This window comes from Catenibacterium mitsuokai (assembly GCF_025148785.1).
Taxonomy (GTDB): domain Bacteria; phylum Bacillota_I; class Bacilli_A; order Erysipelotrichales; family Coprobacillaceae; genus Catenibacterium; species Catenibacterium mitsuoka.
Window position 1 is genome coordinate 1566270 of the sequence record NZ_CP102271.1, and the last position, 21079, is coordinate 1587348.

General features: G+C 36.5%; 33 protein-coding genes. 1 reads left to right on the plus strand and 32 read right to left on the minus strand.

Annotated elements, in window-relative coordinates; genetic code table 11:
* The first annotated feature begins 668 nt into the window (after positions 1-668).
* Positions 669-863: a hypothetical protein gene (locus tag NQ499_RS08020; protein ID WP_006507052.1), complete on the plus strand. Its 195-nt coding sequence runs from the start codon at positions 669-671 to the stop codon at positions 861-863.
* A gap of 96 nt (positions 864-959) precedes the next feature.
* Here NQ499_RS08020 and NQ499_RS08025 read toward each other — a convergent pair whose 3' ends face one another.
* From NQ499_RS08025 to NQ499_RS08180, 32 genes are all read right to left on the minus strand, one after another.
* A complete protein-coding gene (locus NQ499_RS08025; protein ID WP_259848478.1) occupies positions 960-1754 on the minus strand; it encodes an N-acetylmuramoyl-L-alanine amidase in 795 nt (264 codons plus the stop codon).
* Between the two features lie 4 nt (positions 1755-1758).
* Complete coding sequence (locus tag NQ499_RS08030; protein ID WP_259848479.1) at positions 1759-2052, minus strand: DUF4406 domain-containing protein; 294 nt, start codon at positions 2050-2052, stop codon at positions 1759-1761.
* 2 nt (positions 2053-2054) lie between these two features.
* Complete coding sequence (locus tag NQ499_RS08035) at positions 2055-2390, minus strand: hypothetical protein (protein ID WP_006505338.1); 336 nt, start codon at positions 2388-2390, stop codon at positions 2055-2057.
* A complete protein-coding gene (locus NQ499_RS08040; protein WP_006505337.1) occupies positions 2391-2642 on the minus strand; it encodes a hypothetical protein in 252 nt (83 codons plus the stop codon). It abuts the gene before it with no gap.
* Positions 2639-3289 carry a hypothetical protein gene (locus NQ499_RS08045; protein WP_006505336.1) on the minus strand — a complete coding sequence of 217 codons (651 nt, stop codon included), beginning with the start codon at positions 3287-3289 and terminating at the stop codon, positions 2639-2641. Before NQ499_RS08045 ends, NQ499_RS08040 begins: the two co-directional genes overlap by 4 nt.
* 2 nt (positions 3290-3291) lie before the next feature.
* Positions 3292-3951, minus strand: coding sequence for a hypothetical protein (locus tag NQ499_RS08050; RefSeq protein WP_006505335.1), 660 nt, complete (start codon positions 3949-3951; stop codon positions 3292-3294).
* Between the two features lie 2 nt (positions 3952-3953).
* Positions 3954-4208 (minus strand): DUF6275 family protein, encoded by a 255-nt coding sequence (locus tag NQ499_RS08055; RefSeq protein WP_006505334.1) that lies wholly within the window; start codon positions 4206-4208, stop codon positions 3954-3956.
* Positions 4208-4669, minus strand: a complete 462-nt coding sequence (locus tag NQ499_RS08060) for a phage holin family protein (RefSeq protein ID WP_006505333.1) — start codon at positions 4667-4669, stop codon at positions 4208-4210. The genes NQ499_RS08055 and NQ499_RS08060 overlap by 1 nt, the downstream gene beginning before the upstream one ends.
* A 15-nt stretch (positions 4670-4684) precedes the next feature.
* Positions 4685-5827, minus strand: coding sequence for an SGNH/GDSL hydrolase family protein (locus NQ499_RS08065; protein ID WP_006505332.1), 1143 nt, complete (start codon positions 5825-5827; stop codon positions 4685-4687).
* 10 nt (positions 5828-5837) lie between these two features.
* Positions 5838-6425: a hypothetical protein gene (locus NQ499_RS08070; RefSeq protein ID WP_006505331.1), complete on the minus strand. Its 588-nt coding sequence runs from the start codon at positions 6423-6425 to the stop codon at positions 5838-5840.
* A 1-nt stretch (position 6426) separates the two neighbouring features.
* Positions 6427-6648, minus strand: coding sequence for a hypothetical protein (locus tag NQ499_RS08075; protein WP_155812615.1), 222 nt, complete (start codon positions 6646-6648; stop codon positions 6427-6429).
* Positions 6649-6730: 82 nt separating this feature from the next.
* Positions 6731-7030 (minus strand): hypothetical protein, encoded by a 300-nt coding sequence (locus NQ499_RS08080; protein ID WP_040389772.1) that lies wholly within the window; start codon positions 7028-7030, stop codon positions 6731-6733.
* A gap of 12 nt (positions 7031-7042) precedes the next feature.
* Positions 7043-7876 (minus strand): hypothetical protein, encoded by an 834-nt coding sequence (locus NQ499_RS08085; protein ID WP_006505328.1) that lies wholly within the window; start codon positions 7874-7876, stop codon positions 7043-7045.
* Complete coding sequence (locus tag NQ499_RS08090) at positions 7873-8862, minus strand: Gp37-like protein (protein ID WP_006505327.1); 990 nt, start codon at positions 8860-8862, stop codon at positions 7873-7875. Before NQ499_RS08090 ends, NQ499_RS08085 begins: the two co-directional genes overlap by 4 nt.
* Positions 8853-9668 (minus strand): hypothetical protein, encoded by an 816-nt coding sequence (locus tag NQ499_RS08095; RefSeq protein WP_006505326.1) that lies wholly within the window; start codon positions 9666-9668, stop codon positions 8853-8855. The genes NQ499_RS08090 and NQ499_RS08095 overlap by 10 nt, the downstream gene beginning before the upstream one ends.
* Positions 9658-11433, minus strand: coding sequence for a phage tail protein (locus NQ499_RS08100; RefSeq protein WP_006505325.1), 1776 nt, complete (start codon positions 11431-11433; stop codon positions 9658-9660). The genes NQ499_RS08095 and NQ499_RS08100 overlap by 11 nt, the downstream gene beginning before the upstream one ends.
* A 295-nt stretch (positions 11434-11728) precedes the next feature.
* The gene (locus tag NQ499_RS08105; protein ID WP_006505324.1) at positions 11729-12349 is read right to left on the minus strand and encodes a hypothetical protein; all 621 of its coding nucleotides are present in this window, start codon (positions 12347-12349) and stop codon (positions 11729-11731) included.
* A gap of 21 nt (positions 12350-12370) precedes the next feature.
* On the minus strand, positions 12371-12670 hold the full coding sequence (locus NQ499_RS08110) for a hypothetical protein (protein ID WP_006505323.1): 300 nt from the start codon (positions 12668-12670) through the stop codon (positions 12371-12373).
* 14 nt (positions 12671-12684) lie between these two features.
* The gene (locus NQ499_RS08115) at positions 12685-13068 is read right to left on the minus strand and encodes a hypothetical protein (RefSeq protein ID WP_006505322.1); all 384 of its coding nucleotides are present in this window, start codon (positions 13066-13068) and stop codon (positions 12685-12687) included.
* A 28-nt stretch (positions 13069-13096) separates the two neighbouring features.
* Entirely contained in the window at positions 13097-13693 is a 597-nt protein-coding gene (locus tag NQ499_RS08120; protein WP_006505321.1) for a hypothetical protein, read from the minus strand.
* 4 nt (positions 13694-13697) lie between these two features.
* Positions 13698-14066 carry a hypothetical protein gene (locus NQ499_RS08125; RefSeq protein ID WP_006505320.1) on the minus strand — a complete coding sequence of 123 codons (369 nt, stop codon included), beginning with the start codon at positions 14064-14066 and terminating at the stop codon, positions 13698-13700.
* Positions 14063-14473: an HK97 gp10 family phage protein gene (locus tag NQ499_RS08130; protein WP_006505319.1), complete on the minus strand. Its 411-nt coding sequence runs from the start codon at positions 14471-14473 to the stop codon at positions 14063-14065. The genes NQ499_RS08125 and NQ499_RS08130 overlap by 4 nt, the downstream gene beginning before the upstream one ends.
* Positions 14457-14801, minus strand: a complete 345-nt coding sequence (locus NQ499_RS08135; RefSeq protein WP_006505318.1) for a head-tail adaptor protein — start codon at positions 14799-14801, stop codon at positions 14457-14459. The genes NQ499_RS08130 and NQ499_RS08135 overlap by 17 nt, the downstream gene beginning before the upstream one ends.
* A gap of 2 nt (positions 14802-14803) precedes the next feature.
* Entirely contained in the window at positions 14804-15331 is a 528-nt protein-coding gene (locus NQ499_RS08140; RefSeq protein WP_006505317.1) for a head-tail connector protein, read from the minus strand.
* Positions 15332-15349: 18 nt separating this feature from the next.
* A complete protein-coding gene (locus NQ499_RS08145) occupies positions 15350-15577 on the minus strand; it encodes a hypothetical protein (RefSeq protein ID WP_006505316.1) in 228 nt (75 codons plus the stop codon).
* 11 nt (positions 15578-15588) lie between these two features.
* Complete coding sequence (locus tag NQ499_RS08150; RefSeq protein ID WP_006505315.1) at positions 15589-16587, minus strand: major capsid protein; 999 nt, start codon at positions 16585-16587, stop codon at positions 15589-15591.
* Positions 16588-16602: 15 nt separating this feature from the next.
* Complete coding sequence (locus NQ499_RS08155; protein ID WP_006505314.1) at positions 16603-17220, minus strand: phage scaffolding protein; 618 nt, start codon at positions 17218-17220, stop codon at positions 16603-16605.
* Positions 17221-17349: 129 nt separating this feature from the next.
* Positions 17350-17562 (minus strand): hypothetical protein, encoded by a 213-nt coding sequence (locus NQ499_RS08160; protein ID WP_006505313.1) that lies wholly within the window; start codon positions 17560-17562, stop codon positions 17350-17352.
* Between the two features lie 58 nt (positions 17563-17620).
* Entirely contained in the window at positions 17621-17821 is a 201-nt protein-coding gene (locus tag NQ499_RS08165; RefSeq protein WP_006505312.1) for a hypothetical protein, read from the minus strand.
* On the minus strand, positions 17818-19326 hold the full coding sequence (locus NQ499_RS08170) for a phage minor head protein (RefSeq protein WP_006505311.1): 1509 nt from the start codon (positions 19324-19326) through the stop codon (positions 17818-17820). The genes NQ499_RS08165 and NQ499_RS08170 overlap by 4 nt, the downstream gene beginning before the upstream one ends.
* Positions 19319-20764: a phage portal protein gene (locus tag NQ499_RS08175; RefSeq protein WP_006505310.1), complete on the minus strand. Its 1446-nt coding sequence runs from the start codon at positions 20762-20764 to the stop codon at positions 19319-19321. Before NQ499_RS08175 ends, NQ499_RS08170 begins: the two co-directional genes overlap by 8 nt.
* Complete coding sequence (locus NQ499_RS08180; RefSeq protein WP_006505309.1) at positions 20758-21072, minus strand: hypothetical protein; 315 nt, start codon at positions 21070-21072, stop codon at positions 20758-20760. The genes NQ499_RS08175 and NQ499_RS08180 overlap by 7 nt, the downstream gene beginning before the upstream one ends.
* Positions 21073-21079: the final 7 nt, after the last annotated feature.

Sequence of the window (21079 nt, forward strand, 5' to 3'; positions counted from 1 at the left end):
TATAATTAACTTATCATCCAATGAAAGGGGTTATATTTATTATGAAACATTTATATATGATGTTAAAATTGGCTTGTTTCCTAGACTTTTTACCCACTGTTACTGATTTGTTACTAGTTTAGTACCTACATAGTGGCGCATCATATATTTATAACGCTCATTCTAACACTTATTTAACGCTCACTTATGATTCTAATTTTATGGCTTAATAAGCCATTTTTTTATTTTTTGATAAGTTCTAACGCTCATTTTGAGTGTTAGAAACAACATAATTAAAACGCAAAAACTATCATTGTTTACTGATATTTTTTATATAATATTCTCATAAATATATCAATATACATTGACATATGTATAATTTTATGATATACTATAATCAAGAAAGGAGGTAAGGAAAGTGGAAAAGAAGTTAAAAAAAATGCTTCGAATATTGGACCTATTCGAAGCGCTAGTGATTAAAATCATTTCCTTGATTGGTTGGGTTTTGATTCTAATCAAACTATTCAACTAAGTAGGTTGAGAGGCTTGTCCTCTCTTCCCATTACCATTATAAAACCACTTTTCAAAGAAAACAATGGAAAAATTAATTTTAAAAGCTATCGAATTGATTGGGCTTATTGCAGTATTAGTATTCTTGATTTCAAAATTATTCTAAGGGAGGTATAACCGTGTCAACTGAAGCGCAGAAGAAAGCTAGCGCAAACTATGCTAAGAAGATGACGAAATGTGTCAATCTTGCATTCAATAAGAAAACAGATGCAGACATTCTAGAAAAACTTGATCATGTCGAATCTAAAATGGGTTACATTAAAAAACTTATAAGAGATGATATTGAGAAAGCAAAAAAGGACCAGAGCAATTAAGCCCTGGTCCTTTCTTATGCTTTAAATTGTTGTGTAGTCGAGATTTAGTCGAGTTTAGTCAACATCTTTATGAATAACCTCATAATAAAACTTAAATTAGACTTTTTTCAAATACTTTCTCGCAACCCATCCACTAGGAATCTTTGCCCAATCTCCATCGAATTGAGATACAGTGACACGAGTACCGTAATTAAGACATCCGTCCTTATCGTAATCGTGAGCCTTAGCGTTCTTAGTTAATTCCTCATATGTCTTTCTTCTACAGTTAGCCCCTGGTCCTGTTCTGACGCTTAAATCACTAGCAGTAATCATATAAGTACCTAAAGCATTAGATGCATTGCTCTGTGGCTTAGGTGTAGGAGTTTCAACGTGTTCATTAACACTCTTATTTAAGATACCCTCTACAATTGCCTTTGCGCACTTGTCAGCGTTCCATTTCACTTTATCAATAGCGTTGTCAACAAAGCAGCACTCAACAAGTAGTGCTGGAGCTTTTGATTTTCTTAGCACATATAACTTATTGCTTACTTTAACACCTCTATTTCTAATTCCTAAAGTGTTAGAAATATTATCAGCAATTCTAGTTGCTTCGTCTTTCGCTTTTGAGTTATCGCTATAGATGTATACTTCTGTTCCTGTGCCTCCTCCAGCATTGAGGTGGATTGAGACATCTAAGTCAACCTTATGATCATTACATTTGTTAACAATTGCCTTAAGATTTGAATTTTGGTCTTTTCCATTATCGTCGGTACAATCATATACTGTATGTCCTTCATTTCTTAATAATTCGATAACTCTGTTCTTAACTTTTCTATCTTCATTGACTTCGTCGAGTAATCCACTAGCACCACGGCATTTCAATGAATGTCCACCATGTACATTGAAATTCATACTCTTATTCCTCCTCTAAGTATGCACCTATTCCATAATCTGACGCACACATATATTCAATTCTGCACCCTCTTGCTTTGTTCCATCCCTTTAAAAAGTAAGCAACATCGGCAGTTGATAATAATTCAATAGATTTACCAAGGCACCATAAAGGAGTGCCTTCTACTTTAATATAACTATCAATAATTTCAGCATCATCACCATAGAGACTTTTGATTTTTTTGATAGCCTTTTCTCTATTGTGTCTGATTTCTTCTTCAGGCAATCCCTTCATAGGTTGTGAAATAAATATTTTCATTTCTAATTCTCCTCATATTTGATAATAGGTGCTTTCGCCTTGATGACGTTGATATCTCCTAAAGATATATGAAACACATCTCCTGCGCTTGAGAAAGCACGGCATTCATAAGAAAGCTCGTTTCTGCTTCTGCCTAGTGTATCAGTAGGATCTATCTTCGCAGTTATTACATTATCCTTGATTGTTGTTTCTTTTCTTCTAATCTCATCGCCATCAATGATTACAAGAAGAGCCCTATATTCATTGAAATTAAAAGGCTCGCCATCAGACGAGCACGAAAATCTGATAAGATGTGTAGTTCCTTCAATCACATCTATATCACGCTTATTGCAATTCATTTATTCATCTCCTTCAAAATGCGAAACCTTTCCGATATCTATATGCATTGTATTGCTTACTTCAATTTCAGCATCTAATGCAGTTTGTGCAGCTATATTGATATTCCTATGATCAGCATCTATTGAAGCGTTAACGTGTGTACACTTGCTAATATCCACACCTACAGTATGAGAGGCTTCTATATCTACTTCAGTAGTCTGTGCTTCATCTGGTCCTGAATAAAGAAAAAGAGTGAACCATCCTCTACTCATCCTGACCACACTCCATCTGATGACTTAGCATATATTCTTATGAGATATTCTCCATCTCCATTTAACAACTCTGTGTCTAATACACTAACTATTCCTGTTTCTCCAGTTTTTAGATTCGTTCCACTTTCAACGAGTAACCCTATTCCTCTTCCGGATGCTTCGCCTTCACGAGTAGCACGAGCCTCCCATTCAGATACATCAATATCACAATGAAATCTACAGATACACTCGTTGATACCTAATACTCTAGATATTCGATATTTATCAATACTATCAATTGTTACGATAGGTGCCTCAGCAAGTCTATAAGTGACTGTGATAAGTCCTTCAGTAAGCCATACATTACCAACAGCGGCCCACGATGCTCCCCACGCATCACATTCGACCGAGCCATCAAGTGAAGTGCCTAAATCAATAGTTACGCTGGCAGTCTTCTTGTATTGTGTCCCACTATTTATGGTGAATCTGACTGCATTGGCATAAGTATATGAACAGTTGAATATTCCTGAGAATTTAACATTGACGACTATCGCATTTGATGGCAGAGAAGGAATAGTCCATGTAACTTTCTCTATATTGTGTCCACTACCTGAAATATGGATTTTAGACATTGTGGCTTCTGCCGTTACTGTATATTCCTGTGCCATAATTAAGCCACTGACCAAGTGCCGTGTGCGTTCTTAACGAATACCTTGATGATCTTCTCACCATCTCCACTTGAAGCAGCTTCGAGGTCTTTGCCATAAATCTTGCAAGAGATTGCTGTGCTAGCCTTAAACGTTCCAGTTGCACTCATATTAGTAGAGCCATTTGCAGAACCAATAAGAACACCAGAATCATGCAATGAAGACTTAGAAGGAACAACTTTGACCTTATATTCTGTAAATGCAACATCAGAAGTAAAACTGAATGTAGCTACGTTTTTAGGTGCTGTCTTAGAGATTCTTGATACGTCTGGTCCGATAATAGTGACTGCTGGTACTGATGTATCTAATGTGATAGTAGCAGATGCTGATGCTGTCTCATTGTAAACATCATCACGTACTTTTACGTAAACTGTCTTGAGTCCATCATTGTTTAATAAAGTGATGCTCTTGGAAGTTGCAAAAGTCTCCCAGGAAGCATCTGATTCTTTCTCAGCACCGTTGATGCCCCACACCTTCATCTGATATCCTGATGTGGATGTATCAGATACTGAGATGCTTAAAGTAACATTCTTAGATGTAGTGTATTGTGATCCATTGTTTAGCTTGACAGTCAGTCCCTGGGGAGCGAGTGTATCTAATACAAGATTAAAATAACTTGCCATGTTTATCCCTCCGCTTTAATACATCTATTTTCTAATTTATGGTAGGCATCAAAGTATAATTCTTTTTTGTCTCCATTATAAGTCACTTCAAAATACATACCGTCTGGCAGAGTAGTTGACAAAAGAGCCTTGTTATTCTGAAGTGTCTTACACACCCATACCACATACACATCATACTCCTGTGGCTCTTCTAGATGTTCATCTGTATATCTTCTTACTTCTTCAACTGCAATCTTTAAAAATTCATCGTTGCCCATTATTCTTCTCCTTTTTTAATGGCATTTTCAGCCACTTCTAAACCTTTTGTAAGTACGGATGGTACGTTATCCCCTGCCTCAACGAAATTTTCAAGAATACTGCGTAACTCATTGATAATGAGAGATGCCAAAGTAAACCACCCAATATAGGCAGTAACCGCCAAGTCAATGCCTATAGTCTTACCAATTTCAATGAAGATAGCGGAAGCCAAGAATGCAACTAAAACCATTAACCAATAGCCTAGTTTCTTCCACACTCCTCGCACTCCCTTGGCGCTGTTGTCTTTGCCTGTCAATCTTGATTTTCTAACTCCTGTAATGTAGTCGATAATATTCAAGATTAAAAAACCAATAAATAAAAACCAGTGCGTACCTAATGCAGCGGTTAACACTGCTACAATAGTGCCCCCTACTGCATTAAGAGTGTCCATATATTTTAGCGATGTGTCGTATAATTTCATTTTATTACCTCTTTATTACATATTTTCTGCAATGATCCATGCATCTAGCTGAATTTGAGTGATGTTCGAATAACTCTGATAATTGTTGTGAGCAGAGTTACACTGCTTAAATTGCATATATAATTCATTATTGTTAGTAACGTTGAATTTGACAGGAACGTCAAAGAATCCACCGTTAGCCTGTATGATTGCATTAGCATCCGTATACCCCATATTAGGAGCTCGCCAAGGGAAAGCATCACCAATACGAGGACTATATAATTTGAACCCATTTATTCCATTGGAGTTAAGATTCTTAACCGATGAATTAAACATAATTCTATAGATATTAATATCACCTAAGCACTGTCCGTACATAGTACCTGTAAATGTGCCACCATTTAAACTTACGCTTAACTGTCTCTTATCAATCGCACTGCTACCTGTACCTAGAATATATCCTTTTAGATACTCAGCAATGTTTTCTAATCCCCATTCATTTGGGTGAATCCCGTCAGAACTCATCATGTTTTCAAAAGACAGAATGTTCTCAGCACCTGGAACTAACATAAAAGGCTGATTTGTATAGCACGCTTTTGTTATGTATGCAGGCATCAATTTATATCTTAATGCAAATTGGTTATTTCTGTTTTTGAACGCGACTCCAAAAGGTGCAAAATGAACAACTGCATTTGGATATGTACTCTGTACATATGATATCACTGTATCGATGTTGGATTTAACAGTGTCTGCTTTATCGCCATATGCCAGCTCGTTATAGCCACCACCAATCAATATATCAGTTACCATCTTTTTATTGCTCACCTGAACACCTTTAAGTAGAGTCAGATAGTTATTGGATGGATTAGAAAAGGATGCACCACCTTTATGATTGATATAGATGTTGGCTGCAGAGAAGTGGCAATTCACTAACTTATTCTTGAGTCTGTCGCACCAACCCGTGGCATTTCCATCAGGAGTATAACCATCTCCATAACTGTCACCAATGAAAATCAGTTTTCTTTTGCTTCTGTTTTCTAGATTCATCTTAGTTCCTACCACCCTTTTCCCATCTCCCGAATAGGCAATCAGCCCTTCTTCAATATTATCATCAGTTACTGTACTGTCTGATATATCAATCAATGTCTTTCCGTTATATATGACCTTGTTGATGCTCATATAAACACTCCTATGCGATTGTTACTGTAGTTCCGCCAGCAGAGTTCTCACTTTCTGCGTATGGAATCGGATTAACAGTAACCTGTGATAAATAGTTATATCCTGTATCAGGCATGATTGTTTGCGCAGTTGTACTAGGTATCACTGTCTTCTGCTGAGGTTTAGCACCTTCTGTTCCCGACATAGTACCTTTGATGCCTAGGATTGTTACTCCATCACGAATATTCGTAGGAATAAGTTTAGCCTGTTCAGCAGTCGCAATCTGAACATTACCAGAACCATCGTGAAACCCCTGGGGAATCGTGTATACCTGTGCCTTGGTTGTGATGCTTCCTTTAACAGAACCATTGTTCTTCATGGTACCTGTTAATTTAGTGCCTCTTGCATACGCAGTCTTTCCAGCTAGCATTTCAGCGACTGCCACAGTCGCATCACCAGAATCTACATCAAATGTACAAGTCCCTGTGACTGTGGCACCTGTCTTATCGTGGAACGTCAAATCCTTCAATACTTTGTCTGCTGTCGCAGTGTCACCTGTCAAGTCGATTAATGTCTTGCCACCATAGACGACCTTATTTATATGTTTAGTTTCTGCCATGTTATAATTCCTTTCCTATGTATACTGTATTACCCCCTTCATCGTTACTAGTCTCGAAGAAGGGGATTGCGCTAATAACCACATTTTTTTTCATTAGCTTATCTTTAGTATCTAGTTGTTGTTGTTTGATTGCTGGAACAACCTCATACTCTCCTAAATAAGCATCATAACTTTTGTCAACTTCAAAAAAATCATCATAATGGAATTTGAAGCCGTTTTCCATATCATGAACCTTAAACTTAAAAGATGCGTCATTAGTATGAAATTTTAACCTGAATCGAATATCATTAGACCTAAATTGCACATCAGATCACTCCATCTTTTAAAATCTTATCAACATATATTTTAATGATATCTGATGCGATAGCTTCACCATCTCTTGTAATTCCTCTCACCTGTGCTTCTGCCTGTAGATTCTCTTTTAATTTAAGAGTTTCTTCCTGCGTAAGGTGTATTTTTATCTGTCTTCCTTCAAGCCCTTCACATTCAATTTTTTTATTAAGCATAATTCGCTCATTTTGAGCAATCGTGAAATAAGCGTAAGAAAGTGTAGATATATCAAAAGGAAACTCACATGTTATTGTTGGTGATGTACCTCTAATCATATGCATCACCTCCTATCTGAGCATCATATGGCTGCCAGAGAGCCATGTTCCTTTAGAAACAGTGCAATTCTTCATAGAGAATACACTGAAACCGTTTTTGTTTCTATCATACTTGAACATGATTGGGCAGTCTGGACTAACAGAAATATCAAACATGAAAGCTGTATGGGTTTTAAGAACATTTTTCATTGTAGAATCATTTCCGAATTTTTCTCCATCGGCGCCACCAGTCATGTTCCATGCAGTGGTGAGTGTGCCGTACCAATAGAATTCTATATAAGTGTCATTCCATTTAGCCTCTAACGTAATACCATTCTTGACATCGAGAACATCATGCCCATAGAGTTTTGTTCCGCTTTCTTGTGTATTGACCTTATCAATAAGTTCTCTCATACTCATATATTCCTGACATTTACGCTCAACAGATGTGATATTTAATCCATCTAGATGCACCGCATATAATACTAAGTCTCTTGTGCCTGTACCGCTGTATATGTCGGTCTGATTGTATGATGGTTCTGCTCCACCTGCTGACCCTTTAATAACTGTAAGAGTATGAGTCTCTTTTGTGCCTGTGGTTGTAAATCTTGCTACAATCAAGTCAGTTCTCTTCACTCCACTTGTACCATTTTCAATGCGTACCGTTTCGCTCCCAACGATTCTCATAAAACGGCCATAGTTGCACAGGATGCCGTCATTAATCTTGATTTCATTGTTGGAAACAATTTCAGCCGTCATTCTGCTTCCTGCGTGTAAAATGCCCTGAAAGTCATATAACGCTAGATACATATATCCATGCAGTTCGGCACTGACTTCAGCATCTGTAATATTAATGTTCTTTATCACTTCGCATCACCTACCTTGTAAGAAATTGAAATATCATCATCACTAATCTTGATTATTTTTTGAGTTATCGGCTCCTTGAACGATATGCCTGTAATATTTTCTTTTGCTCCAACGATGTCAAAAAGTTCTGCATCATCAGCATCAAAAGAGATTTCTAATGTGTCGCTCTCGTTTGCTTCTGCTACCTTCTCGGTCGCATTCTTGATTAATTCATCACGTTTTTCAACATTTACATCCTCATGTTTGTATGTCTTCCTGTTGAGCCCTGCATAAGTATCATTGGATTCTGACCATGATCCATCAGACTGTAGATACAAGTTAATTCTTAATCTATTCAGGAGTTCACCTTTTCCCAGACATAAAATATGATTATATGGCTTAGATTCGGTCTTTACTGTCATATCTATCTGATAGTCATTGTCATACTGTAGCGTGTTGCTTAAATCGTTGATTTTTTCGGCATATAGATGGATTTTCCCATCAACACGATGCCTAATGCATAATCTCGCATTACTAGCGCCTAACGCTTTCTCTAAGGCTTGTAAAAGATTTATATCTCTTACATCATATTTAACGTTGATATTGCTAGCGCCCACATTATCGACTGTATAGAGACTATCGAACCTGTCACCAATGAGAGTATTGATGCATGTGTTAGCTTCACCATTTAAAGTTAAATATGCACTTCCTGCTGGTGGTTGTACATATTCCTTTTCTAGCAGTCCTCGAAATGTAGGACCTATCAAAGTGATAGTGTTATCTGACGTATTAATCTTCAATCTCTGGATTACTCCACCAATTTCAGTGTTCTCCTTATAGAAAAGAGACCCCACAGTAAACAAAGGGTCTCTATCTTCCAAGGATAATGTCAATTCAAAATCGTTCTTACTTACATCATACTTTCCTATCTCAATGTCAGCATCAAAATGAGTGAGGTATCCTAATTCGTTATAGTTAGCATCTGTATAGATATATTCTAATCCCACCTAGGCTCACCTCTTCTTTCAATCAAGACTATGTCAACTTTTTCAACTCCAACTGTAGTTATGTCAAATGAGCCTTGAGGTATCTTCTTAAAAGCATCATATGACTTGTTACGACTGTTGAATATATTAGACTGCACTCCATTAGAAGAATATTTTGTGATAGTCTTCTTGAACGTGTCAATCTCTGCATATTCTTCAGCGTTCAAGGTCACGTATAACTGATAAGTGTTGTCACTGATATTAATAATAGGATTCGTACATCTTCCATATATTCGCATGATCATGTCTGTATCAGTAAATGATTCATTTACAATGTTGACCGTCTTCGGTACTGAATAAGTAAAAGGATATGCAAAAGGATACTTTGTAACAGTTCTCGAACTGCTAGAACTGAAGTCAGCGGTGTAGGTTGTCTCTTTAATCCAATAAGAGTCGTCTGTAGTGATTTCAACACTTAAATATAAGAGTCTCTTATCAATTAGATATTTGCTTTTAGTGGACTTGATTGCATAGCAATAATATTTATAACCATTGATTTCAAAATATCCTTTCTCTTTTTTAAGTATGTCTATTTCAAAATGCTCATAAAATTGGTTTTTAATCTCATTGGCTTTCTGCTGATCAACAAGGAAAACAAAAGGAATTGTCTTAGTGACAACCCCTTTATAAAATCCTGTAATCCTATTGTTATTCGTTTTAACGCTCCACTCAAAATCACGTAAATCACTATAATTTGCAAAGATACCAAGAGAAGTAAAGTCTAGTGTTTCATTGTTTGAATTTGTATGTTTAATTTTATCCAGCATATTTTCTCACTATCCTTCCTACTTCTCTGCCATCTAACATAACAACAAAAGAGCCATCATTTAAAGCTTTTACGATAATATCGTGCATTCTATCTTCATCACTTAATAAGGCAATGATTCTATGCAATGCGTCTAGGATTTCATCAGCCCTATTGTTAGATGCCTGATTAATCATCTTCATTAATGTGTCTCTACCAGCAATAACTTCAGCGCCTGCTTCTCCAGCACCTAGCATCTGACCGTTAGACATTCCAAAAATGGTTGGAGCGTCTAAAATCATTGGGTTATCCATAGCCTGCGCATACCACTTAATACCAAGCGATGGGATTTTACCTTTTAGTAAGTCCCCAACATTCCAACCATTAGGCTTGATATTAAAATGAGGCAATGGGATATGTGGCCATGAAATTTTAAAATTAAAGAATCCTTTAATCTTGCTTATGATGGCTTTCACAAAGTTAGCAGCAGCACTCATTGGAGACATAATCGCATTCTTTATGCCGTTCCATATACTTGAGGCATGTGACTTAATAAAGTTAAATCCTACTCTAACACCATTCTGTAATTCTCCTATGATTGCTAAAACCTTGGTCTTAGCGCTAAAAATAGGACTTTGAATTACGTTCTTAATGTTATTGAAAATGCTTGATACATGACTTTTTAGGCTGTTAAATAAGTTCTTTGCTGAACTAGTAAGAGATTCTCCCATGCTGGTAATGCCTTTCTTAATTCCTTTGATAAGCCCTTCCCCTAGGTTCCACCAATTGATAGCGTTCCACACAGCAAAAATGGCATAGATAATTTTAGGGATATTCGCGATTAATGAAGGAATTGCCATTACTAATCCTTTAATGATTTCAGCAATAATCTTAATTCCCCACACAAAAATAGTTTGTGCACTGTTAGAAAATGCATCTGCTAGATTAGAGATGATTGTTGGCACTTTAGATATCAATGTAGGAAGTGAACTCATTAATCCTTGAACTAAATAAAAGATTAATTTCATTCCGACACCTACTAGAATAGGAAGATTAGTTAATATCGCCTGTGATAACTGAATTAGAATATCAAGAAATCTCGACAAGAACGAAGGCATATTTGAAGATATAGAACTTCCTAAACTGTCAATTATTTTCGCACCTATCTGAACAATAATAGGAAGACTGTTTACGATAGCGTTGATAAGTGACGTTATCATCTCTATCCCTTTTGCAGCTATTGAAGGCTTCCCGCTGTCAATAGATTTTAGGAAACCATCTACTATATTCGCATTTCCTTTCAAGAATTGAGGAATCTTATTGAATATATCTGTTAATTCTGAAAAAATCGGTTCCAATATTCCTGGGAGCGCACCGATTAGCCCAGCCACTAAATTAATAGCTGCAAGAATTAATGATGGTGCTAAATCAATGATCGTATTCATTAATTGCGGAGTTATCTGTATCAATGCATCAGGAAGCGCATTAAATACCTCTTTGATTTTTGGAGTCACATTTTTGGCAAGAATTCCCAAACTATTAGTAAATTCACTAATAAGCGGTCCGACTGCCTGTTTAGGGTCTGCTAGACCTGTTAAAAGGTTATCCCATGACGCTTTAGTCATCTTCATCGCGCCGTCGATGGTTTTCATCGCTTCTTCGCCAGTAGTACCAGTTATTCCGAGTTTGCCTTGAATAGCGTTAATTGCTTTGTATACATCACTTAAATTATTAATATCATAATGTATACCTGTCAGTTTTTCGGCGTCCTGTAAAAGTCGCTCCATCTCTGACTTAGTACCACCGTATCCCAATTTTAAATTCCTTTGTATTCATGTAAGGTCGTTAATCTTACATCGTTCTCTTATGAACTGCTTTATATCACTATAAAGAGTAGACTATCTCTTGAACGATATAATCGTTCCCTCGCACTTCCAATCACTTGATTGTACTCTACTCACTTTCATAACATTTATTATGTGCTTTCGATAGTCGTTACACCTTACTATTTCTAGTCTTGGCACGGTATTGTCTTTTCTAAGAGTTCCACCGTTTTCACGAGGTTTTAGTTGAACTATTTTGTTAATCCAACATTGTGTAGTTCTGCTTTGAGAACCCCTGATAAGCGTTTTGGATATCTTCCATATTGGTACCCATCTTATTCGCATTATCAGCCATATCAATAACAGCCATATTAGCAACCTTAGCCGCTTCTGTCTCATTGGCTGTTGATTGCTTTAATGCTGCAGCAAAAGAAGTAATAGTGTTCATATAATCATTCGCACTCATTCCAGCCGTCTTATATGCTACTTTTGCATTATTCATAACGTCCGTCTGTGCCTGTATTAACTGATCATATTTTCCTTTCGCTTGTCCGACAGTCTCGCCGATTGATTTAGCGTACTTCTTTAGGCTCATGCCCTGAGCACCGAATAAGGTTTCGACACCACCAACTAACTGCTCATATTCAGAGTAAGAAGATACAGCGAACTTTGTGATAGTCCCTATTGCAGCACCCGCTGCAGCAACTCCCTTGACCGCTAGCTTCCCAACTTTAGAAGCAATCTCACCTGTCTTGTTTACAGCTTTTTCAATCTTGCTAGATTCTTCTTTTGCTGTGTTAGTTGTATCTTTTAAATCCTTCTTTGTCTTATCGACACCTTTTAGACCGACAATACCAAAGAGTTTAAATAATTCTAACATTTATTTCCCCCTCTCTTTTTCTTAAAGATTAGGATTAAAATTGTTAAGAATTTCATAGGAGTCATTTATAGTTGTTTCCATCTCTTCGTCTGTCATTGTTTCAGATGTTTCAATTCCTGTATTTTTCTTCCACTTAGCCATCATTTCATTCTTAAAGTCAGCAAATGACTTGTCATAAACTTTTGACTTCCAAATGTCGTATAACTTCTCTTCTGACACATTGTCAGCAAGCTCGGAAATGAACTCTGAAAAATTAGATAAAGAGATCATGTTATCAATCAACTCCATGGGGTTTGAATATCTCTTATAAACCAAATCCATGAAGCCGACTTCTCCTATTTCAGCAATCCAGAAACAACCTTGTAAAAATCTTTGAATTCATCTTTTTGAAAGATTTCAATAATCATCTGTGCAAGTTCTGCAAGTGATAAGCATTCAACCTGCTTTCTATTTAGATTACTTACAGCTGACAAGAATTCAAAAACCTCATTTTCACATTTTCCAATGTTCTCAAAAATAACTGCACAGCAAGAAAGAATGATATTGAAGCCAACTTTTTCAGTTAGTTCCTCTTTTGATAGTCCTTCCTTATTTTCTGCTAGTTTAGCAATCTCATTTGCATTAAAGCATTTCTTGAATTCCATGATGCCAAACTTATTGATTAATTTAATGATTAAAAATGCATCTGTTGCTTTTAATTTTCTTAATTTGTATTCCATAAATAACTCCTCTCAATTCTTATTTTAGTTATGCAGCTACGGCGCTAGGGTAATAGATGTGATAAGGTAGTACATTCTTATCAGCCTGTTCTAATTCTGCATAGCATTCAAATTCTGCTTCAGGTACTACCATCTTTTTATTTTCGCCTTCAACGGAAAGTCCTGATGTACATAAAGCCTTATCAAAAATAACAATGATTGGAGTTCCATCAATCTTCTTTCCGACATACGCTAGATGTTCATAATAGTCACCTGTTTCAATCTGTGGCTTAGACACTAATTCTGTATATCCTGTTGCCGTGCTGTTTTCCGCTTCTTTAGCAAAGATAGACTTTTTAATAAAATCAGGAGTGATTTCTGCCATTTTAAATTTCATCTTGGCGCTTTCTCCGACTTTTAGAGTGCCACCAACGAATTTGACTGTTGCTCCATCAATATCTAAGTCTAATAATTCAGGGGAAAAACTTACTGAACCACCGCCTGATGTAGCACAAAATAATGATTCTACAAAGTTCCATTTACCACCTTCGTATTTCAAACCTTTGTGAATAGTTCCAGCACCTAACATAATGTTTTCAGGTGTTTTGGCTGTAATCCCACTTGAAGGAATGATTTCATTCGCCATATATTTATACCTCCCATTCCTGAATAGTTAAATTAATCTGTATTTTCTGCAATTCTATATCGTCTGTGCGAATCGGCATTGAGTAGTCATAATGTACGGCTATGCCTGCTCCGTTCGACAAGATAGCTCTCTTATCCTTGAGAGCCTTTTTAATAATTTCCTTTTGCTTTTCTAGTTCTAAATAACTGCCTCTTGTGACACCTGTAAGAATAAAAGTGGTTCCTTGGTAATTGGTCTCTGCACTGTATTCATTTTCTAAGTACTCGCCAACCCAATAAGGATATTCAACCTTATCAGTCTTGTAATAAAGAAAATGATAGTTCACAAGTGGTTTTAATGTCTTAGAAATAAATTTCAAGCCTTCTGGTGTCATTTTCCAATATCTCCAAAGATTTCCTCGGCTCTTGCTTGAATCTTTTTCTTAGAGGAGTTCTTGGCTTTCTCGAGCGCTCTTGATGGTGCTTTCCCTGTAGTAGTAACCCATCCATATTTAGGATGCTTATACTTCCATTTGGTTTTTCTACCATTGCCCTTAAGAGCATACTCACCTGTACCAAATTCTTCCCATATAGCATTTTCTTCAGATGATCCAACAATACCAATCATATTGTCAGCATCTACCACATGCTCCCATGAGTTTTTTAATTGTCCAGTATCCACCCTGGTATTTCTTTTTACCTGTGATTCTAGTTCTCCGCTTGCTTCTTCTAAGAATTTTAAAGCTGCATTCTCAATTTCATCGATTATAAACATTGAGTTATCTTCAAACTGTACGCTCATCTTGTGCTCCTTTGTACTGTAGATATATCTCTAAGTGTTGATGTAAATTCATAGGATCATCAATGAGAGTTACATCATAGACTTCACCATTTACAATCAGTCTTGAGTTATCAGCTTTATAGCCTTTTAAGTCCTTATAATCACATAAAAAGATATGGGTTGACTCCTGTACCTTTGCGTTAAAGTTAGTGTAATGGCTATCACCACTTGATAAATCTAAGAAACCAAACAAAGAGATTGAATCTGTATAATCTTCAATAGGTTCACCAATCTCGTTGAATGAATAGATGCACTTTTGAAGAGTTGCTGTAATGTTTCCACCTATCATACTTAGAATCTCGCTTTCATGTAAGGCTTTAGAAAGCCTGTGAGAGACTTTGGATAGCCAAGAGAGGAATTATCCCCATCCATGTTAAAGTAGGTCACAGAGTGTCTAGAAATCGTTTCTGACTGTACTCCGACCTTGCTTCTGTTCTCTTTATCCCATTTCATAAGGTTGATAACTCCCATTTTAATGTCGGCAGGATATTCAACTTTAGTGCATAGTACACGAGCCTCATTATTGACAGGCTTGTCAACCACAAAGTCATGCTCATTTGCTTCTGTAACAGTATATAAAGCATCATTAAAAGATGAATTAGATACCTGTACAGTGTCACCGACCTTAAAAAATTGAGGACCATTAAAAGAAAAACGACCGTCTTTTATATTGGCGGTCGTTCTAAAATTGCGCATTTGGAAATTATTATTAGTGTATTTTCTAATCATCAACTCTAAGGCTTCTAATTTCATCTTGATGATTCCATCAGAGTCATCTGTATCGTTCAAAAGCCTGAACTCTTCAATTGTCATGATCATAGAAAATCACCTCTTTTCTTATTTTTTAGCATTGCCTTTTGGCTTGGCTTCTGTTTTTGGTGCTTCTGAAACTGTCTCAGTTTCTTCTTTCACTTCTTTTACAGTGTATCCATGTTCTTTGAACCACTGCGCCACCCATTCGTCATATACTTCAGCTTTCCCGTAAGCGAACTGAATACCTGCAGCCCCGATGCCGCAATAATCTTCAATAGGTGTTTTTACTTCATAATGTTTCTTTTTATCCATAGTCATACCTCCTATAAGATTTTAACGTTTCTTAATACTCCAGCGCCTTTTGTATTCTTTAAGGCAACACAAGCAACCATTTCAACTTCACCCTTCTTGACTGCTCCTGGAGTGTTGAAATCAGGCAAATAAGTATTCACTCCGCTAGATCCTGTTAAAGTGACACCGTGGAATCCTTTCTTTACATCAAACTTAACAGCATAGATATCTGTTAATCCTGTCACACTTGCTTCAGAACCAACCTTTCTAGTCTTTAATCCGATGATAGGAGTTTCAACAGCTGTTTCTCCTGAAGCAGTTACAACGTCTCCTAAATCAATTAATCTTACTTTATTTTCTCCAATAGTAGTAACGACACGGCCGAAAGCTTCTTCGCTTTCTGTCTTATATCCCAATACTCTAGCGACAGTCTGAATTTTAGATTTCATATCTTCATTCACAAATAAAGCATCTGCGCCTGTTCTGTTGATTAATTTGATTAATGCTTCATAGAATGTGCTGGCATTAGCTTCTAACTTAGCCATTGTTGATAAATCATAGTAAGCGCCTGTATTGAATTCTGTTGTCTGACCAACTAAGAACTTGTCTAAGCCGTCAAAGGTTTCAGAGTTAGTTGCTGAATCTCCATTGATCATAGCATTGTGGAATGTTCCAATTGCTGAGATGACCTTTTCATCAATCTGGTATGCCATGTTATCGTACATGCCTTCTGCATCCTTAATAACACGGTCAATTTCGAAAGCGCCACCGAATACCTTTAAGTTAACGGCTTTCTGTTCTAATTTTGCTTCACTAGAAGCATATTCAGTATTTAAAGCACGGAATGCAGTGTTAGAAGGTAATTTAGTCTGTACATATCCATATGTTAATGTAGAGCCTCCACTTGGTGATACTGCATTATCGAATGGTAATAATTCTAATACTTCGGAATGTCTGATAAATGAGTCAACTACCTGTTCAGCGACTTTGTCATGCATTCCAACTTTCATGTCTTTTAATAAAATTGGCATATATTAATCCTCTCTTTATTCTTTATTTTCATATCTGTTTCTGATTGCTCCTGTCAATGTGGTTGGTTCAGGAGTATCGTCGGTTTTGCCACCTGGTAAGTTATTTTCATCAATTTTCTTAGATGTTTCGGCTTCGAACTGATTAGGATAAATAGTCTTTAAATTCTTCATTTTTTCATCAATGCCTTTTAACTTGCCGTTTTCGTCAAGTTCAGCCTTAAAATCACTGTCATTACCTAATTTAAAAAGTAAATAATCAATGTCGTCAGCCTTGGCACCAGCTGAAAGAAGTTCAATCTTTAATGCTGACTCTGTCTTTGCTTTTTTTAGTTCTTCCTGCTGATTTCTGATAGTTGTCTCAAATTCTGTAATCTTAGCAGCCATATCTTCGCCTTTTCCGGCCGATTCTTTTAGACCTTCAATAAGTTTCTGAGCGTCCGTTAAATCGGTATCTTTCTTATTTAATAATTCCTCAAGAGCCGTATATTTGCCTTTATCAACGTATTTACCACTTGCTAGATTTGCAATCTTAATCTGTTTATCCTTATTCGCTTCATTGCCGTTATATGCATTTACTGCATTAGCCACCTGTTCAAATAATTCAGTGCCTAGAATATCTTTAAGAAAATCCATGTAATACCTCTCTCCGCTACGTTTTTAAATCTAGTGTCTTCTAGTGCGGTCGCAGTTTTAACATCATGCTGGATGAATTTTTAAACCTTTTAAATGCCGTGTTCAGGGCAAAATAAAAAGAGCCTACGTCTAGCCTCTGTTTCTATTTTTGTTTAATACATTGTTTTTATTCTTGTATTGCGGTGGATCATGAGAAAGTTCTACTGTTTCATAGAACTCATGACCACATATCATGCACTCATAGTGCGTTTTTCTGATTGCACAGCCTCTATTTTTATCGAAGTATCTTCTTGATTCTACTTCAAAGTAACAGTGCCTGTGTGGTCGCAGTCCTTCAGACATTAAATGCCTCCTTTCAGAGTAAAATAAAAACGGTTCTGAGGAACCGTTTAAATAACTTCTACTTTCTAAACATTAATAGTATTTCTTCTGTTGGCTGATCCAGATGGTGTTCTTGTAAATATTTTGTCAAACCACGCAAATCATACGGCACCGGTTTTGTACTACACTTTTCACCATCTTCTAAATCCCCAACATATATGCCTTCGAATCCATCTTCTTCTGTCGGATCTGGTATTGGCTCAAATTTATTCTTCATCATTCATCCCTCCAATTGCACTTTGCTAATAACTCTTTTGCTGCTGCGGTATCTAAATAAAAATCATAACCACCTACATATTTTGCACCTATTTTACTAATATAATAATTTAGTAATTTACTATTTGCAGCCTTGCTTTCAACATAACCATCATAACCCTCATCAAACGAGGCCTTTGCTGCAATAGCAAATAAATGGGCACCGATTCCTTTATACTCTTTATCTTTCGTTAAATGGCCGTTACTTTTAGGATTGGCGACTATCCAATGAATCTTTATAGTTAAATTTTCATGCACAGGTTTATACGCTATAAGCCCTTGTATTTCCTCGTTACCTTCTGCGAATATAGCTTTTATGATCTGATCATGTGGAACCTTAGTCCAATTAATGACCCATCCGCTTGTCTTATTATATCCTTTTAATTCACTTCGTTTCATTTCTTTCACAGTAGTATTAACCACTCTGCCTGTTTTGCATTCAATAAGGCAAGGCGCGAACCCATCTATTTCTATGTTTATATTACCATCATCATTTGAGCTTTTCAATCTGTTCGATGTCATCAAGTATTTTTCTCTAAAGTCTCGAAAATCATCGCTCTTATCAAGCCCATAATATTCGGCTCTTTCTTTCAGTGTCTTGAGTTCGTCAGCATCTAAAGCCCATCTAGCACGCTGAAGGAGCGCACATCTGCAGTTTACATCCTGTGATGCAATCCCAAAGCCTCCAGGATACATAACTTCCATATCATCTACCACAAAAGGCTCGTCTATTTCTGCAAGCTTCCCATCAAGAAGCCTGTGCATTGGTCTAGTTCTTCCATCTAGTGTAGCATCCCACTGCTTGACTACTTCACAACCTTTGGCTTTTGCTGCATGCTGCGCATCATTAGCGCTAAGAACCTGTATTCTATGCCCTTCGGTTCTAGCAATCCTCATTGCTTTATTAAAACCAATATTAGATGCTCCATCTATGTTTCTAGCAATGTGTGCATAAGACGAAGATGTGGCTATACCTCTTGAGATATGCTTTGCAATCTGCTTTTTGAGGACTCCAACATCAATACCCATTCTAGTATACAGTGGTACACTCAATTTAGTATTTAATGTCATAGCCCTTGTGACTTGCTTCTCATTGATAGGAGTAATTAGCGGTATGCCTTGGCCTTGAATATCATACATAGTTCCGATATATCCTGTGTAATAGGAATCTGTTAGATATCTTGTAATACTGTCATAAGAATCAGCGTTTAAATTCCCAATCAGTTCATCTAACTGCTTTTTGAGATTTTCTTGAAACTTCTTCTGATATATCTGAGATTGAAGCAATGATTTCTGCTTTTCATCTAATTCATCAAATACAGAAAGGAGTAAATCAATCTTACCGTTTGAAATCCTTATTTTCTGTTCTACTTCTTTAGCTGCATCTTCATATATCTTTTTTAATTCCTTCAGAAGCTTCTTCTCTTCTCGCAGTTTGGCTTTTTCAACTTCTAGCTGTCTCTTATTCATCTGGCACCGTATTGTTTAACGTATCGGTCACATCATCTACTTGCTCATACGCTTCTTTTGGCTTTGGGAGTTTATCTTTGATTTCTTCGTAATCGATGTCCATCTGTTCACAAATCAATTTAACAATAGTCTCGTTATCAATTTCTTCAGCAAGTGAAAGAATAGTATTAATTTCAGTCTGTCTCTTCTGAGCCTTTAATAATTCAATCTGTGCATTGTCTGATTCATTTGTTATGATTTCTTTTTCGAAACTATAATAAACATCATCGATATCATAATCGGTCTTATTGTTCTTGTTGATTTCCTTTAGAACAACCTCAAGGATGTTATCTAGGAACTCCTCAAGCCTTGCCTGCAGCTTATTACACTTAAGATCTAGAAGAGCGTATCTTGATTTGATTACTACGTTTGTAACATTGCCGTCACCTACCTGTGCGGAATTAAAGCCCATGCCAAAGCGATAGATATTTTCTTCATCCTTATCCATGTTCGCAACTCTCGCTTGATAAGGTACTTCAACAGTATGAACTTCAAGCCCTCCACCTTCTGGAACTCCCATCATCTTCTTTGTTTTCAGATTAGTTTGTAATTCTTCAAAGTCATTCCCTTCAAAGCCCTTCACTATATAAATTGGATTGTCAAAGTCGGCTAAGTTATTCGATAAACCACATGACATCATGTCATAATCATCAATCAACGACTTAATAGCCTTGACTCCTGAATGCTGCTTCTTGTTGTTATCTAATCTAAAAAACGGAATATAGCCAAAATTTTCATAATAGATAGTATCATCACCATCTTTGGTGTAGATTACGTGTGGCCTTGGATTAATTCGTTCTGAATCATCTAAAAGAAGTCTTCCGTTTTCTTCCTGAACATAGTAATATGTCTGATTTTCATCCCATACCTGAATACGTTTAATTGCTTTGTTATCTTTGGTCAGTTTATCAATGTACCAATAAATGACATATGCGCATCCATCATCAGTCTCTCTTTCTCTGACTTCAATAACTCCTAGAGAATCAGCACGCTCGAATGTTAATCTGCCTTTCTTGTTTACGTAGGCATACATATATTCAAAGCCTTTCGTGATAGCACCAGTAATCACTTCACTAAGAGCGTTTTTGAATTTTCTATTGAAATACTTATTCAACTCTTTCTGAAGCTTAGTGTCATCTGAGTGAACTATGCCGTCTTTTCCGCTCAAGATATACTGTACTTCCTGGTCCACCAATTCACCAAAGAAGCCGTGACACTTCTTAACATTGGATCTAGTTGTATCTTCGACTAAAACACCGTCCTGATTATAGTAGAACATTCTATAATCTAAGATATCGTGTTCAGACTCATAATAGCGTTCTCCGACTCTTGCGAGTCGCTTCTTTTTTGATGTCTTATCATCATTGATAAACTTCAAGATTTCTTCTTCTGTCAGCATTCAATCACCTCTTTTTCAAAGTCATCAGCTAAACCAACAATATGATCAGCATAATTTCCAAATAAATCGCACATTGTTTCTTCTGTATAGCAATCCATTGAGAAGCCTAAAGAAAATAAAAAACAGTGACATAATTCATGTATCACTGTTCTTCTTGTTAACTCCTTAGACATTCGTTTTCGAATATAGATTGTTTGTTCTAGAAACTTCGTAAGGCCTAGGATAGTGTTATCACCGTCGTTTAAAAAGTCCTTATCGCTGTCGGCATATTCCATTGTCCAGTTGATTCCATTAATACTAAATTCCATGTAGTTA